Source organism: Streptacidiphilus cavernicola (assembly GCF_042510955.1).
GTDB classification, from domain to species: domain Bacteria; phylum Actinomycetota; class Actinomycetes; order Streptomycetales; family Streptomycetaceae; genus Streptacidiphilus; species Streptacidiphilus cavernicola.
On the sequence record NZ_JBHFAB010000003.1, the window covers coordinates 406,762 to 423,028 of the forward strand.

Sequence of the window (16,267 nt, forward strand, 5' to 3'; positions counted from 1 at the left end):
CCCGCGTCCGCCGGAGGCTCCGTCCGCCCTGCCCTTCGCTCTCCCCACTTTCCCTGCTCTTGTCCGGATACCACCCGATTCCGATGTCCAAGGAGTTGTTGTCCGTGTCCCACCCACGTACGCCGCACCGTAGATCGGGCCGCAGCACGCTCCGGCTCTCGGCCGCGACCACCGCCGCGCTGCTCGCAGGCTCCGCTCTGACGCTGACCCTCCCCGCCGTCGGTGCCGTCGCCGCGACCCCCGGCGCACTGTCGGCCGGAATCCCGACCGCCGCCGGCGCGCCGGTGCCGTTCACCGAGTACAACGCCGCGACCAGCCCGTTCGCGCAGACCAACGGCACCAGGCTCGGCCCGAACTACCAGTACGGCAGCCTGGCCGCCGAGGCGACCGGCCGTCAGGCGGTGCAGCTGGTCGGGCAGGGGAAGTACGTCTCGTTCCGGCTGACCAAGGCCGCCAACGCGGTCGACTTCCACTACGCCGTCCCCGACTCGCTGCACGGCGGCGGGATCACCGCGCCGCTGTCGCTGTACGTCAACGGCAAGGCCACCACCGCGCTTTCGCTCACCTCACAGTTCAGCTGGCTCTACGGGACCTACCCGTTCCGCAACACCCCGGGCACCGGCCAGCCGAACGGCCAAGTCCCGCACGACTTCTACAACGACGTCAGGTACCAGTTCCCGAAGACCCTCCCGGCCGGGACGGTGGTCAAGCTCCAGGTCGACGCGGGCGACAACGCGCCCTGGTACGTCATCAACACCGCCGACTTCGAGCAGGTCGCCCCGGCCCGGCCGAAGCCGGCCGGCTACGCCGACGTCACCCAGGCCCCGTACGGCGTCGACAACACCGGGGCCACCGATGTGACCGCCGCACTGCAGGCGGCGATTGACGCTGCGTCAGCCGCCGGGCAGGGACTGTACCTTCCGCCGGGCACCTACACCGTCAGCGCCCCGCTGAACGTCGACCACGTCTCCATCGTCGGCGCCGGTGAGTGGTACACCGTGCTGACCGGCAAGAACGTCGAGTTCAACGGCAAGCAGAACCCGTCCAGCAGCCACGTCGAGATCTCCGGCCTCTCGCTCTACGGCAACGTGGACGTGCGCGACGACAGCAACACCGAGGACACCGGCTTCAACGGCGGGTTCAGCGACTCCACCATCTCCGACGTCTGGATCCAGAACGAGAAGGTCGGAGCCTGGATCATCGGACCCAGCACCGGTCTGACGCTCCGTAACCTGCGGATCCAGGACACCACCGCGGACGGGATCAACCTCAACGCCGCCGACGGCCCGATCACCGGCGCGCTGGTGACCGGCAACTTCCTGCGCAACACCCAGGACGACGGCCTGGCCCTGTGGTCCGAGAACTACGGCGACACCCAGGACACCATCAGCCACAACACCGTCGACTCGCCCGGACTCGCCAACAACATCGGCGTCTACGGCTCCGGCACGGGCGACATCATCAGCGACAACCTGCTCCAGGACACGGTCACCCGGGGCGGCGGCATCGGCATCGGGCAGCGCTTCGACTCGGTGCCGATGTCCGGGCCGCTGACCGTCACCCGCAATGTGCTGGTCCGCACCGGCCAGTGGGACGCGGGCTGGGACTACGGCGTCGGCGCGATCTGGTTCGACCCGGAGCAGGGCGACATGGACGCGCCGGTGAACATCACCGACAACGCGATCGTGGACAGCCCCTACGAGGCGTTCATGTTCCAGAACTCCAACGCCTACACCGGCGCCGCGGTGACCACCCCGCCGACCGCCGGACACCGCGTCAGCAACGTCAGCATCAAGGACAACCTGGTGGCCGGGGTCGGCAGCTACGTCTTCCAGGACCAGGCCCCCGGCTCCGTCTCGGTCTCCGGGACGATCGCCACCGGCGTCGGCATCGCCGGGGTGTTCAGCTGCGGCGCGGGCTTCGCGATCAACCGCGGCCCCGGCGACTTCGGCTGGTCCAGCAGCACCTGCGGCATGCCGCCCACCAGCCCGCTGCTGACCTACCCGAGCACCACGACCTTCGAGAACGCCACGGTCGGCCAGGCCACCCCGGTGCAGAAGATCGCCCTCATGAACACCGGCACCGCCGCGGCCACCCTCGGCGCGATCAAGGCCAGCGCCGGCTTCACCGTCAGCGCCGACCCGGCGCACCCCTGCCCCACCACGCTGACCCCGACCTCGCCGACCGACAGCGGCAACTGGTGCATGGTCGACGTCTCCTACGTCGCGGGCGCGGCGGGCATCCGCACCGGCACGCTCACCATCCCGAGCAGCGAGGGCCGCGCCCCGGCGACCGTCCAGCTGATCGGTGACACCGACCCGATCGGCGGCACCGGCGGCGTCGCCCCGCCGAGCAACCTGGCGCTGGACGCGACCATGACGGCCAGCAGCTCGCTGCAGTACTTCCCGGCCACCAACGCCAACGACGACAACGACGGCTCGTACTGGGAGAGCGAGGACGGCCAGCCGTTCCCGCAGACGCTCACCGCCGACCTGGGGGCCTCCCAGCCGGAGAGCAGCGTGGTGCTCACCCTTCCGTCCAACTGGGGCAGCCGGGTGGAGACCCTCTCGGTGCTCGGCTCCACCGACGGGACGAACTTCACCACCCTGGTCCCGTCCGCCGACTACACCTTCGACCCGGCGACGCAGAACACCGTGACCATCCCGCTGCCCCCGGGCACCGAGGCACAGCAGCTGCGGCTCTCGGTGACCGGCAACACCGGCTGGACCGCGGCCCAGCTCTCCGAGTTCGAGATCTTCGGCTAGGGCCGCCGCCGGGGTGCGGGGCCCGCCGTCCCGCACCCCGGCCGCCATTCCATTCCCTCCCCTTCCTCCTTCATGCACCGGGCAAGGAGCCTTCCCGCCATGGACAATCGTGTTCACACCGCCGACTGGTGGCGCGACGCCGTCATCTACCAGGTCTATGTGCGGTCCTTCGCCGACGCGAACGGCGACGGCGTCGGCGACCTGGCCGGCGTCCGCGCCAAGCTGCCCTACCTCGCCGAACTGGGCGTCGACGCCCTGTGGTTCAACCCCTGGTACGCCTCGCCGATGGCCGACGCCGGATACGACGTCGCTGACTACCGCCGGATCGACCCCTCCTTCGGCACCCTCGCCGAGGCGGAGAGCCTGATCGCCGAGGCGCACGACCTGGGGTTGCGCATCATCGTCGACGTCGTCCCCAACCACGTGTCCGACCAGCACGCCTGGTTCCAGGAGGCGCTGGCCGCGGAGCCGGGCTCCGAGGTGCGGGAGCTGTTCTGGTTCCGTCCCGGCCGCGGCGAGCACGGCGAACTGCCGCCCAACGACTGGCAGTCGGTCTTCGGCGGCCGGGCCTGGACCCGGGTCGCCGACCCGGACGGCACCCCGGGGGAGTGGTACCTGCACCTCTTCGCGGCCGAGCAGCCCGACCTCAACTGGAACAACCCCAAGGTCGCCGAGGAGCACGAGGACGTCCTGCGGTTCTGGTTCGACCGCGGCGTGGACGGGGTCAGGATCGACTCGGCCACCATGCCGGCCAAGGACCCGGAGCTGCCCGACTTCGACCACGACAACCCGCCGGTCCCGCACCCGTACGTGGACCGGGACGCGGTGCACGGCATCTACCGCGGCTGGCGCGCGGTGGCGGACGGCTACGCCGAGCCGCGGGCGCTGATCGGCGAGGTCTGGCTGGACAAGCCGGAACGGCTGGCGGCGTACCTCCGTCCGGACGAGATGCACACCGCGTTCAACTTCGACTACCTCAACTGCCCCTGGGACGCCGGGAAGCTGCGCACCGCGGTGGACGCCACCCTGGACGGCCACGCGCCGGTCGGCGCGGCGGCGACCTGGGTGCTCTCCAACCACGACGTCACCCGGCACCTCACCCGCTACGGCCGCGCCGACAGCTCGATGGGGCGCAGCCCGGAGCAGCACGGGGCCCCGGTCGACCTGGAGCTCGGCACCCGGCGGGCGCGGTCGGCGATCATGCTCAGCCTGGCCCTGCCCGGGTCGACCTACGTCTACCAGGGCGAGGAACTGGGCCTGAGCGAGGTCCAGGACATCCCCGACTCGGCCCGGCAGGACCCGTACTTCTTCCGCACCGACGGCGTCGACATCGGCCGTGACGGCTGCCGGGTGCCGCTGCCGTGGAGCGGGTCGGCGGCCCCGTTCGGCTTCAGCCCGGACGGCGCGGCGGCCGAGCCCTGGCTTCCGCAGCCGGCCGCCTGGGCCGGGTGCACCGCCGAGGCGCTCAGCGGCGAACCGGACTCGATGCTGGAGCTCTACCGCGCCGCGCTCCGGCTGCGCCGCGCGGAGCCGGCCCTGCACACGGACGACTTCCACTGGGTCGCGGGCTCAGCCGCGGGCGTCCTGCACTTCCGCCGCGGCGAGACCTTCCAGTGCCTGGTCAACACCACCGCGGAGCCGGTCCCGCTGCCCCCGCACACCGCCGTCCTGCTCACCGCCAACCCCCTCCCGGAGGACGGCACCACCGTCCCGGCCAACACCGCGGTCTGGCTCCGGGTCAACTGACCGGACCGGGCCCCGCAGCAGGCACGCACACCACCGCGGCCCCGCCGACCGGAATCGGTCGACGGGGCCGCGGTGTGCGGCTGCGGGGCCGGTCCGGGCTACTGCCCGTTCCAGTCACCGCTCAGTGGGACGTCGGTGCCGATCCCGAAGGCGGTGGTCTGGTCGATGGACGCGACGGTGAGCGAGTTGTCCAGGTAGAAACTGCTCGGCCGCCAGACGCCGACGGTGTCGGTGCCGTCCCCGTTCCAGTCGCCGGTGAGCGGGGTGTCCCCGGAGTTCCCGAAGGCCAGGGTGTGGTCTGCGGCCGGGTTCGCCAGCGAGTCGGCGAGGTAGAAGGTCTCGTTGCCGGGGCGGTAGACGCCGACGGTGTCGACGCCGTCCCCGTTCCAGTCGCCGACCACGGGCTGGTCGCCCGCGTTGCCGAAGGTCACGATGTGGTCGACGTTGCTTGAGGTCAGCGAGTCGTCGAGGTAGAAGTGCCGGTTGCTGGGGCGGTAGACGCCGACGGTGTCGACGCCGTCCCCGTTCCAGTCGCCGACCACGGGGAGGTCGCCGGTGGTGCCGATCCGGATGGTGTGGTCGGTCTCGGAGACGGTGTTGGAGTCGTCGAGGTAGAAGGTCTGGGTGCTGGGGCGGTAGACGCCGACGGTGTCGACGCCGTCCCCGTTCCAGTCTCCGGTGACGGGGATGTCGCCGACATTGCCGTAGGCGAGCGTGTGGTCGACAGTCGTGCTGGAGTTGGATGTGTCGAAGATGAAGCTGTAGGTGCTGGGACGGTAGAGCCCGATGCTGCTGGTGGGCTGACGGGGAGTCACGCCGTCGAGGGTCTGCACGTTGGCAGCCCAGCCCACCGAGCTGACCGGAACCGGGGCGCCCAGGGTGACGGCGCCGTTGGCGGCGACGGTGGTGGGGATCTCGGTGAGCTGGCCGGTCCTGGTGGTGGCCCACAGGGTGGGGTTGGTGCCGTCCTCCGGGCCGTCGCTGGTGATCGAGGGGTACTGGCCGACGCGGTAGCCGCCGGCGGCGATGGTGGTGCCGGCCGGGGTGGTGGTGTTCTGCCAGTCCTCGACCCCCGTGTACTGGGTCAGCGAGCCGGTGGTGGTGTCGCGTGCCCACAGAGCGGGGACGCCGTTGATCGACCCGGGGGAGATCAGGGTGACATGGGACCAGGAGCTGCTGGTGGACAGGAGGACGGCCTTCCTGAAGGTGGGGCCGTTGGCCGTGAACATCCACAGGGTCCAGACGCCGTTGTCGTTCTCCAGCGTCAGCAGGGCGGACTCGCCTCCTGAGCTGCTCAGGAGGACGGCCTGTCGGACCGAGGACCAGTCGGTCGTGTTGTAGTTGGTGGTGTCACCGGTGACGTTGGAGCCGGTGGGGCGGGCCTGCCCGCTGCCCAGGGTCCAACTGGTGGTGGGGCTGCAGTTGTTGTTGTCGGTGTCCACATGGAGCGTGCCGCTCTGGATGACGACCAGGTCGTCGCAGGTCTGCTCGGTGTAGGAGCCGCGGTGGGCGATCAGGGCGCCTGCGAAGCTGGTGCCGTTGGGGGCGCTGGAGGCGGGGATCAGTACCGCGCCGCCGTCGGGGTTGCCGGCGGTGCCGTTCGGGCTGGCGGCGAAGGGATTGCTGTAGTAGCGGACAGCACCCGAGGAGTCGACCGTCGCCAGGTCGGGCTTGTGGTCCCCGTCCAGGTCACCCGCTGTCCCGGGGGTGAACGCGCTGTCGGCGACGTAGTAGTCGTAGTGCTGCGGGGCGGACTGGTTGCCCGCCGCGTCCACGACCGCGTACCAGACGGTGTTGGTGCCCCAGTGGTCGGCCTTGAGCGGGACGGACTTCGTGCCGGCGTCCTCGGACAACTCGCCGCTACCGCCGCTGTTCAGCGAGGTGCCGTTGACGTTGTAGAGGATCTTTGTGACGCCGGAGGGGTTGGTGCCCGGGTCCGTCGGCGTCACCGGGAGGCTGCCGGTGCCACCGGTGCCGGTGGGCAGGACGGGGGTGCCGGGGGTGATGGTGGGGGTGGTGAAGTCGGTGCGGAACCAGCACTGGGTGCCGGCCGACGGTGCTGCCGTGCTGCTGTAGGCGCCGCCGTCGCTCTGGGCGTAGACCTGCCACTCGTACTCCGAGCCGTCGGTGAGGGTCGGCATCGTGAAGGAGGTGGGCTGCGGGGTGCTCTGCGCGACCACGGACTGCGGCGGAGCCTCGGTCCAGGAGGCGTCCAGTGCGGGTTGCACCTTGCGGTACCAGTAGTCCGCCGTTTCGGCGTAGGTGCTGTCGGGGCCGGTCAGCGAGGCATTGAGGTTGATGGTGTTGGAGTCCGTCCTGGAGATCCAGGTTCCCGGCGCGGTGGTGTTGCAACTGGTGGTGGTGCCACCGTCCGTGGTGGTCAGGCTGGTGGGCAGATTGGGCGTGGACCAGTAGGTCACACCCAGTTGCACCGCTCCGTGCAGATAGCGGTAGGCGGTGTCGTCGCCCTCGTCATGGGCCTCCAGCGCCATGGTCTGGGTGCCGTAACCGGCGGCGACGGCGCTCTGGATCAGCGATGTGACATCGAAGTTCGCGTTGCCCGTGGTGGCGGAGGCGATGGTGGCGAAGTTGGCGCTGGCCGAGACCGCGGCCGACACGCTCTGGTTGCTCCAGGTGGTGCTGGAGTTGAAGGCGCCGCCGCTGTGCAGGTCGATCTGCCTGGTCCCGGACCAGGAGGAGGTCGGCCCCTGCTCGGTGACACTGAGGGAGGCAGCGGTGACGTGCTTGCCGGCCAGGCCGGCCATGGAGAGCGAGAACAGCGAACGGGTGGTGCCGAAGGCGCTGCAGCCGCTGGTCCCGTCGGCGCACCAGTCGTCGTAGCCGACGTGGGCGTAGCTGTCGTGGGTGTTGTTGCTGCCCTCCCAGTAGCTGGTGCCCGGGGTGTTGCTGGCGATCCAGGTCCAGCCCGGCTCGGCGGGGGACAGCGAGGGGTCGATGACCAGCGGGTAGGTGTTGCTGCTTGAGGTCAGCGCACCCGCCGGCGGGACCAGGTCGACCGCCTGGCCGCTGACGTTGACGGCCAGGTCGGTGACGGAGCCGGCGTCGTCCTGCGCGGGCATGTCACCCGTGCTCTCGGTTCCCGCTGTCCCGGCGTCGGGAGTACTCGCCCCCAGGGAACGGGTGCTCAGACCCTTGGCGGCAGCGCCGGAGTCGGGAGTGGACCACATGGTGGCGGTCGGTGAGGTGAAGGCGGTGGCCCCGCTGGCATCGGTGACCTGCAGGCCGCCGGCCGCATTGCGGCCCAGTGTCAGCCCGGCACTCGTACTGGTGTTGAAACGGATGTCGTTGAGAGCCGGATTCGCCGCCGCCGCAGCGGTTTTGACGATCAGTTCCTCGCTGTATCCGCCGTCGGTGGTGGCCGTCATCTGCAGGTCCACACCCGGGAAGACGGAGGGGTAGGTCGCTGTCGCGCCGGAAACCTGCACGGCGGGCAGGGCGTTGGGCCAGGAGAGGGAGACCCGCTGGCCCTGACTGTTGGTCAGGGTGGCCAGCGCTGTGCCTCCGCCCGCGGAGAAGGACACCTGGGACTCCGCCGCCTTGGGCGAGAGAGTTCCGTCGGCGTTGTGCTGCAATGTCGCGTCCACCGGCACCCAGCTGCCGCCCTGCTTCACCTGGACCGGAAACGGGCTGGCGGTGTACGTGAACGAACCGTCCGGATTGGCAACCGTGGTCGACGTCGTCGTGCTGTCCGCGTCGACCGCGACGTCCTTGCCGGTGGACTGGGCCTGTGCGGAGGCCACCGCCTCGGGATCGGTGACCACGGGCGGGCTGCTGGTGTCCGCGTGCGCGGACCCGGGGTTGATCACGGAGAGTGATCCTGCTATAAGGGCCGCGCCCATCAGGGCAGCGACTCGACCGCGCCTGCGACCTTGCGGTGATGGGTAGTTCGACGTTCTCCCCATGCGGGGGCCTCCTGTAAGCCTGTGCGAAGCGGCCTACCGGACCGCGCGGCTCACCGTAACTGCCGACAAAAGGGCATTTGGGCACCAGTGATCTACATCACCCACCGCCACGGCGACTAAATGTCCATATTTGGGAAGGTTGGCGGCGATATAGCTAAGCGGAATGTGAGTAACGAATTAGTAAGCGCCATTCCGTTTGTGTTGGCGAGGACATAGATTCCGTGATCGTCACTCTGCGAACTACCGCTCCACCGATCACGGGGGTCCCCCTTGCCTGCCTCGCGCCGGAACCGCTCCACCCACCGAGCGCGTCGCAGACTTCTGCGTTTGTTCGCGGTCACTGCCCTGACCGCTCTGGTCGGGATGCTGGTCCCGGGCGTCGCGCTCGCGGCGCAGTACGCCAAGAACCAGGTCTGGTCGCCGCCGCAGACAGCACTGCCGCACACCGTCCCGGTGCCCGGCGCCTACGCCACCGGCACGGCGAGGCAGGCCGCGAAGTCGGCGGCGGCTCCCTACCGCGTGCCCGCCGTCGACCTGCCCGCGGCCGGGCAGACCGCCACCGCTCTCGGTCAGAGCCCGGTCGCCCCGCTGGCCAGGAGCCGCGTCGTGTCCGGCACCCCGGCCCGGGTGGGCACCTCCCCGCTCTGGGTTGCCGCGGCCACCACCGGAGCGGCGGCGCCGTCCGGGGTGCAGGTGCGCTTCCAGGACCCGGCGACCGCACGCAAAGCAGGGTTCACCACCGGCGTGGTCTTCGGCGTCGGGCGCGGGGACGGCACCGCGAAGGCCGGCAAGGTTGCCGTGCAGGTCGACCCCGGCCTGCTGACCGGTGAGGGCGGCGCGGACCTGGGCTCCCGGATGCGTCTGGTGCAGCTGCCTGCCTGCGCGCTGACCACCCCGCAGTCGGCCGCCTGCAGGACCCAGACCCCGGTCAGCGCGGTCAGCGATCCGAGCACCGGACGCCTGGTCGCCGACCTCACCCTGCCTGCGGCCGCCCCCGCCGCACCGTCCGCGTCCGACGCGCAGCCGCAGGTGGTCACCGCCAGCGCGGTCACCCTGAACACCGAGGCTGCTCCCGCCGGCGACTCGATGACCGTACTGGCTGCCGTTCCGGGCCCGTCCGGTCCGACCGGGACCTTCGCGGCGACCTCGCTGAAGCCGTCCGACCAGTGGTCGGGCGGTGGCGCGGCCGGCGACTTCAACTACAGCTACGCCATCGACGTCCCCGCCTCGATCGGCGGCGCGGCACCTACGGTGGCCCTGAACTACTCCTCCTCCAGCGTGGACGGCGAGAACGCCTCGACCAACTCCCAGCCGTCCAGCGTCGGTGACGGCTGGTCAGGTGTGTCCAACTTCATCGAGCGCAGCTACCAGAGCTGCTCCCAGGACGGCATAGCCGCCTCGGGGGACACCTGCTGGGCCTACGGCGGACACGAGGTCTCCGCCTCCGGCGACCAGGGCGGCCAGGTCGTCTACGACGACACCACCGGCAAGTGGCACCTGTCCTCGGACGACGGCGCCACGGTCACCCACCTGACCGGACTGACCAACGGTGCCTACAACGGCGAGGGCTGGCTGATCACCCTCCAGGACGGCACCCGGATGTACTACGGCGCGGGCAAGCTGCCCACCGCCGAGGGCGGCACCGGTTCGGACACGGCCACCAACTCGGTCTCCACCGAGCCGGTCTACTGCCCCAAGAGCACCGACCCGTGCTACTCCGCCACCACCGGAACCAGCTCCTACACCGCCGCCATGGGGTACCGGTGGAACCTGGACTTCGTCATAGACCCGCACGGCAACACGACCGAGTACACCTACGCGCAGGAGACCAACTACTACGCGCGTTCCAGCGCCCACACGCTGACCGCCTACGACCGCTCCTCCTACCCGACCTCGGTCGAGTACGGCTGGCGCGCCGCCGACATCGCCACCGAGGGCGCCAAGCCCGCTCCGGCGGCGAAGGTCCTCTTCACCACGGCCACCCGCTGCGTGGTCGGCAGCGTCGTCAGCAGCCACACGGTGACCGCCGCCGACTGCGCGTCACTGACCGCCACGACCGCGCCCTACTGGCCCGACGTCCCACAGGACCAGGTCTGCGCGTCCACCGGCACCTGCGCCAACTACTCGATGGCGTACTTCTCCGAGGTGCGACTCACCCAGATCCAGACCCAGGTCAACGCCGGGACGACCAGCGCGTCCAGCTACAAGAACGTCGACACCTACGCCCTGGCCCAGTCCTTCCCGGCCCCCGGGGACGGCACCTCGGCGGCCCTGCGCCTGGACTCGGTCACCCGGACCGGCAACGACGGGACCACCGCGGTCCCGGTGCCCCCGGTGAGCTTCGTCTACGCCGCGATGGCCAACCGCGTTCCCGGCGCCGCCTCCTGGCCCGCGTTCAACCGGTACCGCATCACCGCGATCAACACGGAGACCGGCGAGACCGACAACGTCACCTACTCGGCCCCCGACTGCAACCAGTCCACCACCAGCCCTGATCTGCCCACGCCGTCCAACGACACCCGGCGGTGCTACCAGGAGTACTGGACCCCGCCGGGATCCACGCTGATCGGGGACTGGTTCGAGAAGTACACCGTCAGCGAGGTCCGCCAGATCGACACCGTGGGCGGCACCCCGACCCGGTACACCGACTACACCTACGGCGGCAGCCCCGCCTGGCACCGCAACGACTCCCCGGAGACGGCGAACGCCCAGCGCACCTGGGACCAGTTCCGCGGCTACGGCCAGGTCACCACCGAGACCGGGCACGCACCCGACCCGATCACCGAGTCCGTGACCTCCTACCTGCGCGGCATGGACGGCGACTCGCAGTCCGCCACGGGCGGCACCCCGCGCTCGGTCACCGTCACCGACAGCCTCGGCGACCAGATCACCGACGCCGGGCAGTACGCCGGCCGCGCCTACGAGACGCAGACCTACGACAAGGCGGGCGGCAAGGTCGTCCGCGACTCGGTCACCCTGCCCTGGTCCCAGCTGACCGCCACCCACGCCGAGGGCACTCCGACCGGAGTGCCGTCCGAGACCGCCTACTTCGTCCGCGACGCACAGACCGTCACCCGCGGCCTGACGGCGGACGGGACCACCTGGCGTACCGCCAAGACCGTCAATCTGTACTCGCCGACCACCGGCCTGCTCACCCAGGCCGACGCCCAGGGCGACACCTCCCAACTCGGCACCGCCGCCTCCCAGGAGAGCTGCACCACCTACACCTACGCCACCGCGCCCACCTCCGGAGCCAACACCGGCATGGTCGGCCTGCCCGCCGAGTCCACCACCGTCGCGGTCAGCACCGGCAGCGGCGTCGGCACCGGGGCCTGCCCCGCCAAGACCGCGGCCAACAGCACCGAGGACACCCGCACCTTCTACGACGGCAGCACCACCGCGGGCGTGATTCCCGCCGCGGGTGTCGGCAACGCCACCGAGCTCGACACCATGGGCGCCTGGTCGGGCAGCACCGAGACCTTCACCAAGAAGCTGACGGCGCCCTCCGGCACCACCGGCTACGACGCGTACGGACGCCCCCTGTCGTCCACCGACGTCCGCGGCGACACCAGCACCACCGCCTACACCCCCGCCACCGGCACTCTGCCCACCAGCGTGACCGCCACCAACGTCACTGCCGGGAACTGGACCACCACGACCACCCTGGACCAGCTGCGCCAGCTGCCCACCAAGACCGTCGACCCCAACGGCAACTCCACCAGCAAGGCGTACGACGCCCTGGGCCGCCTCACCTCGCAGTGGGCCCCCGGCCGCGCCACCACCGCCAGCGCCTCGGAGGTCCTGGTCTACTCCGCCGGCGGCCAGAGCGCCCCGACCTGGACCGAGACCAAGACCATCCGTGAAGACGGCACCTACCGCACCGACTTCCAGATCTACAACGGATTCATGCAGTTGCGGCAGGACCAGGCACTGTCCCTGGACAGCGCCAACTCCAACGGCTCCCTGGTCAGCGACGACTTCTACGACTCGCACGGCTGGAAGACCAAGACCACCAGTACCCCGTACTACATCACCAACGCGCCGTCCTCGACCGTCTACCAGGCGACCGACGCCAAGGTCCCCGGTCAGAGCGTGACCGCCTACGACGGGATGGGACGCCCGGTCCTGTCCTCGTTCTACTCGCTCGGGCAGTTGCAGTGGAGCAGCCCGACCGCCTACCCCGGAGTGGACCGCACCGACTCCTCCGCTCCGAGCGGTGGAACGGCCGTCTCCACCGTGGTCGACGCCCAGGGCCGCACCACCGCGGTGTGGCGCTACCACTCCAACACCGCGACCGGGAACGCGTCCGACGCCACGGTGACCTCCTACTCCTACGCCCAGGCGACCACGGCCGGCGGCGGAGCGGCACTGCGGACCACCATCACCGACGCCGACGCGCATGTGCGGACCCAGCTGACCGACGCTCAGGGAAACCAGGTCGCCTCCACCGACCCCGACACGGGCGCCTCAAGCGCCACCTTCGACACCGCGGGCGACCAGCTCACCTCCACTGACGCCAACAGCACCACGCTCACGTACACCTACGACGTGCTCGGACGGAAGAAGACGCTGTACAACGGCGGCACCGAACTGGACTCGTGGGGTTACGACACCGCGAGCGGAGGCAAGGGCCAGCCCGCCACCCAGACCTCCTACAGCGGCGCCGGCAGCGCCTTCACCCAGACCATCGCCGGCTACACCGCGCTGGGCGCGCAGACCGGGAGCACGACCGTGGTCCCCGCCAGCGAAGGCAGCCTGGCGAAGACCTACACGGTTTCCTACGACTACACCCCGGTCACCGGGATGCTGGACGACACCAACTACGGAGCCGACGGAGGGCTGCCCGCCGAGACCGTCTACGACAGCTACACCGAGACCGGCACGCTGACCAACCTGTCCGGCAACGCCGGCTACCTCACCCAGATCGTCTCCAACCCGCTCGGCCAGGTCACCAGGTCCACCCTGGGCGGCATGCCCGACCAGGTCGTCCTCACCAACGACTACGACACCGCCACCGGCCGGGCGGTCGAGTCCTTCCTGGACAAGGAGAACGGCACCGGCCACGTCGACGACACCACCACGCTGTGGAACGCAGCCGGCAAGATCACCGCGGAGCAGGACGTCCAGGACGCCGGAACCGCCACTGACCTGCAGTGCTTCACCTACAACGGTCAGGGTCAGCTCGCCACCGCCTGGACCGACACGGCCGGCACCAGCACCGCGGCGTCGCCCTCCGTCCCCAACATCGGAGGCTGCAAGACCAGCAGCCCCAGTGCGAGCAGCAACGGCGGCCCGGCGCCCTACTGGGAGAGCTACAGCTATGACGCCGACGGCAACCGCACCGGCCTGACCACCCACGACACCACCGGTGCCACCACCAGCTCGCAGGTCAGCACCTATCCCGCCGGGGCCGGCGGCCAGACCGGTCAGCCGGACACCGTCCAGTCCGTCGCCACCACCAACGGCACCGGCACCACCACCGCCGCCTACGGCTACAACCCGGACGGCTCCACCAAGTCGGTCGCGGTCAAGAACACCGCCGGGACCACGACCAGCAACCAGGCGTACACCTATGACGCCCAGGGCCGTACCAGCAGCGTCACCGACAGCACCACGGGCAACAGCACCGGGTACACCTACGACGCCAGCGGCTCCCTGATCGAGCAGAAGGACACGGTGGGTGGTCACACCACCACGGTGCTTTACCTGCCGGGCGAGCAGCTCACCATGAACTCCTCCGGCGGCATCACCGCGCTGCGTTACTACGACACCGGCAGCGGCCCGACCGTCATCCGCGACAACACCGGCAACCTCACCTACGAGACCGCCAACGGCCAGGGCACCGGCACCGTCCTGATCAACTCCACCCTCACCACCGAGACCCGCCGTTCCTTCACCCCCTACGGCACCAGCCGCGGCACCGTCCCCAGCAGCTGGATCGACGGCCGCTCCTACCTCAACCAGCCGTCCGACCCCGTCACCGGCCTCGACCTCCTCGGCGCCCGCAACTACGACCCGGCCACCGGGCACTTCCTCCAGGCCGACCCGATCCTGGAGGCAGCGGACTCCAACCAGCTGGGCGGCTACACCTACTCCGCCGACGACCCGGTCAACGGCGCCGACCCCAGCGGCCTGCGCCCCGACGACTGCGCCGAGTCCGGCTTCTCCTGCGGCGGCGGCGCCGGGGGCCTCACCGTCACCGACCCCGAGGGCCAGGTCGTCAACGATAAGTCCGGCAAGGTAGTCGGCCACACCACCCCGCCCCACACCTGCGGCGTCGGCAGCTGCGACCAGAGCTCCTGGGGCGACAGCGACGGCTTCGCCGAACGACACCAGATCTGGAGCCCCGCAACCAACCGCGCATGGGACGCCGCATGGGCACCCGCACGGGCGGCCCTCGCCGCCCAGGAAGCCGCCGAAGCCCAATACCGCGCCCAGCAAGAAGCGATAGCCGCCCACGCAGCCGCCGTCGCAGCAGCAACCCGAGCCGCCCACTCAGGCTTCTGGGGAAACCTTTGGCATGGCGTTCAGAAGGACGCGCGGATCGGCGGAGACCTACTCGGTGACGCCAGCACAGTCACAGGATTGTTTGGCGGTGCGCTGGCATTCGTTCCGGGTATGCAGGAAGCCGCCGCCATCCTGGTTGGGGCGTCTGTAGGCCTTGGTGCGGCCTCGGCGCTCGCCTACACAGTGGGGGGCGATGGACACGACGCGGAATTCGCGCTCGCCGGAACGGCACTCGCCATCGGGACCGGAGGCTTCGGTGCCCTCGGTGGAGTGGTGGCACGGGGGGCTTCGCCGCTGGCGACCTCGGTTGCGCGTGAGGGGCTGGCGGCCCTCATCGATGAGTCAGGTAAGCAGGCCGCGAAGGTCAGCGGCAGGGCGCTCACCGGGGCGGAGGAAAGATCCGGCACGTACGCCAAGGCAACACTCGCCGCCACCGGTGCACTTCCGCCAGCACTAGGTATGACAACCTGGAACTGGTCCAACCTTATGGCAGACCCAGGTACGAGCTCGTGGTAAGGAGTTCCGTGATTCAATCCATTCCCCCGTGGCTGGTGGTGGTGGCCGCGTTGGTCGCCGGCATCGGTGCTATGATTCGCCTTTCCTTGCTTATGCCATCGGCAAAGCAGAGAATTCGACTGTCCATGGTTTTCCTCGTTCTCTTCCTGATCACTCTGGTTATCGGATTGGCCAAGCGGCAGGCGCTAGAGCATTCGATGGTCATCTACTTCGACGTGGTGGCGGCCCTATTGGTTTCACTAGTGGGCGCTGGCCCGTATATTCGCTCTGCTGCAGTACAGCAGATGGAAACTGGGTCTGCCGATCCCGTCCCTTCCCGGGTCTCAAGTCGCGTCGTAATTCTTGGGCTGATCACTGTGGGCGTGCTACTGGGCTTGGAATATGCATTCCTGTGGCGCTAGCGTTCCGGGCATCGGTATCTCAATGGTAATTAGGAAGAGAAATTGAACCCTTTGGCGGTCAGGCCTTGGGCGCGAAGGATCACCGGTTACTCCTTCTTTGGCGTGGGCTCTCGCAGGTAGAGGCGGATCACTCAGGGCGTCCGCGAGAGAACAAACCAGGGACTTTAAAGGGGCGGCCAATGCGGTTTCAGGTAATGTTTCTCATTGCACATTTCGTGCTGCACGTCTGATCGGCATCGAATTCGAGCACTGTTGCTTTGATCTTGGATTCAATTCGAATGCCTATGAGCTCGTAACACGATCTTGTGGGGCGGTGCAGATCGGCCGTAACCGGTATGACGATTGAGCCGTTCGTGATGGTGTGAGCGTCAAGCCGTGGGTCGTGGACGATGATTTGTGGGCGGTGGTC

The 16,267-nt window shown here is 69.5% G+C and carries 5 protein-coding genes; 4 read left to right on the top strand and 1 reads right to left on the bottom strand.

Translation table 11 applies throughout. The annotated features are described in order from the left end of the window. Window positions 1-104: 104 nt before the first annotated feature. Entirely contained in the window at window positions 105-2,765 is a 2,661-nt protein-coding gene (locus tag ACEZDE_RS06255) for a discoidin domain-containing protein (RefSeq protein ID WP_380533319.1), read from the top strand. A gap of 99 nt (window positions 2,766-2,864) precedes the next feature. Next, complete coding sequence (locus ACEZDE_RS06260) at window positions 2,865-4,511, top strand: glycoside hydrolase family 13 protein (RefSeq protein WP_380533321.1); 1,647 nt, start codon at window positions 2,865-2,867, stop codon at window positions 4,509-4,511. Window positions 4,512-4,609: 98 nt separating this feature from the next. Here the strand turns inward: ACEZDE_RS06260 and ACEZDE_RS06265 are convergent, their stop codons facing one another. Next, the gene (locus ACEZDE_RS06265) at window positions 4,610-8,338 is read right to left on the bottom strand and encodes a DNRLRE domain-containing protein (RefSeq protein ID WP_380533323.1); all 3,729 of its coding nucleotides are present in this window, start codon (window positions 8,336-8,338) and stop codon (window positions 4,610-4,612) included. A 423-nt stretch (window positions 8,339-8,761) separates the two neighbouring features. On the opposite strand from ACEZDE_RS06265, the gene ACEZDE_RS06270 reads away from it, so the two are divergent. Next, window positions 8,762-15,457, top strand: coding sequence for an RHS repeat domain-containing protein (locus tag ACEZDE_RS06270; RefSeq protein ID WP_380533325.1), 6,696 nt, complete (start codon window positions 8,762-8,764; stop codon window positions 15,455-15,457). Between the two features lie 8 nt (window positions 15,458-15,465). Then, window positions 15,466-15,858, top strand: a complete 393-nt coding sequence (locus ACEZDE_RS06275; RefSeq protein ID WP_380533327.1) for a hypothetical protein — start codon at window positions 15,466-15,468, stop codon at window positions 15,856-15,858. The last annotated feature ends 409 nt before the right edge of the window (window positions 15,859-16,267 follow it).

What these genes read in the sequence shown, in the direction of transcription:
- ACEZDE_RS06260 (WP_380533321.1), top strand. Translation starts at nt 2,865, where the DNA reads ATGGACAATCGTGTTCACACCGCCGACTGGTGGCGCGACGCCGTCATC.